This window comes from Arthrobacter sp. JCM 19049 (assembly GCF_001310435.1).
In genome coordinates this window covers 1-1,687 of sequence record NZ_BAXF01000466.1, presented here as the reverse complement: position 1 = coordinate 1,687, position 1,687 = coordinate 1, and the positions used below count along the sequence as shown (strand labels likewise).

The window sequence follows — 1,687 nt, the reverse complement described above, 5'->3', positions numbered from 1 at the left end:
GGCCGCGTCCTGAAGCAGGATCCGCGCCACCTGGGCGCCAACGGTGCCGCACCCCAGCAGGGCGACCTTCAGGCGCCGGGGGCCGGCGCCGCTGTGTGCAGCGTTCGGGCTGGGCTTGTCGCTCGGGCTGTCCTTAGCGCTCAATTACACTCCCATGTCACGGGCCAACAAATCGGATTCGGTCTCCCTGCGGATGATCAGGCGCGGCGTGCCGTCCTTGATCGCCACCACGGCCGGGCGGGTGAGGTAGTTGTAGTTGCTCGACAGCGCCCAGCAGTACGCCCCGGTGGCCGGCACGGCCAGCAGATCACCGTAGGACACATCCTCGGGCAGGTAGACGTCTCGTACGACTATGTCACCTGACTCGCAGTGTTTCCCAACTACGCGGGAAATAATTGCGTCGCTTTGCGTCACACGGTTGGCCAGCGCCGCGGTGTAGTCCGCGTCGTAGAGCACCGGGCGGGCGTGTCGCTCATCCCCCGTTGACCGAGATGTAGCGCCGGGTGGCGGTGCCGCCCTCGGGCAGGTCCACGCTCACGTCCTTGCGCACCCCGGTCTCGTACAGCGTGAAGGTCGAGGGCCCGGCGATCGCCCGGCCCGGCTCGATGGAGATCCGCGGCACCTGGAGCCCCAGTTCCTCCGCCGCCTGGCCAACCACCACGGCCAGCTCATCGGCGATCTGCTGCGGGGTGGAGGGGTCATCGGCCTGGGTGTAGGCGATCCCGTAGCCGCCGCCCAGATCAAGTTCCGGCAGCACCACGTCGTAGCGCGCCTTCGCCTCGGCGATCACCGCCAGCATCGTGCGCGCGGCCACCGCGAAGCCCTCGGCCTCGAAGATTTGCGACCCGATGTGGGCGTGCAGGCCCAGCAGGTTGATCACTCGTGCTTGGCCGCGTACCCGATCGCGGTCAGCGCCGCGGAGGTACCCGAGGCGCCGGGCTGGATCGACAGGCCGAACTTCTGGTCCTCGTGGGCGGTGGCAATGTATTCGTGGGTGGAGGCGTGCACCCCGGGGGTCAGGCGCAGCATCACGTTGGCCCTGGTGCCCGAGTTCAGCGCCAGCGCGGCCACCCGCTCCAGCTCATCGAGCGAATCCACCACGATGCGCCCCACGCCCAGTTCGATGGCCCGGGCGATCTCCCCCACCGACTTGTTGTTCCCGTGCAGCGACAGGTTCTGCGCCGGCACCCCGGCGTGCTGGGCGACCAGCAGTTCCCCGCCGGAGCAGGTGTCCAGGCGCAGGCCCTCCTCGGTCACCCAGCGGGCCACCTCGGTGCACAGGAACGCCTTGCCGGCGTAGTAGACGTCCACCCCGCCGCACAGCCGGTCAAACGCGTTGTCAAAGGCGCGCTTGAACTCGGCCGCGCGGGCGCGGAAGTCCTCCTCGTCTAGCACGAACAGCGGGGTGCCGAACTCGCGGGCCAGGTCGGTGACCTTCACCCCCTGCACGGTCAGCTCGCCGTCCGAGTCGCGGCCCACCCCGTGCGGCCATTCGCGCTCACGCAGCTGGTTGACGTCCTGGGGGTAGCCCAGCCATTCGGGGGCCAGTGGGGATTGCTCATTGCTACATCCTTTCGGGGGCGGTCACGCCCAGCAGGCGCAGGCCGTTGGCCAGCACCGTGGTGGTCGCATCGTTCAGCCACACGCGGGTGGTGTGCACCGGCTCGATCGCGCCGTCGCCGATCGG

General features: G+C 69.2%; 1 protein-coding gene and 2 pseudogenes. All 3 read right to left on the bottom strand.

All coding sequences use genetic code 11. The features are described 5' to 3' along the window. Window positions 1-144, bottom strand: a pseudogene (locus JCM19049_RS23580) (homoserine dehydrogenase); the annotation flags it as partial. After that, a pseudogene (lysA, locus tag JCM19049_RS13450) lies at window positions 145-1,548 on the bottom strand (diaminopimelate decarboxylase). Window positions 1,549-1,564: 16 nt separating this feature from the next. Next, on the bottom strand, window positions 1,565-1,687 hold a 123-nt coding region (locus JCM19049_RS21010; protein ID WP_279403222.1), incomplete at its 5' end, for a DALR anticodon-binding domain-containing protein.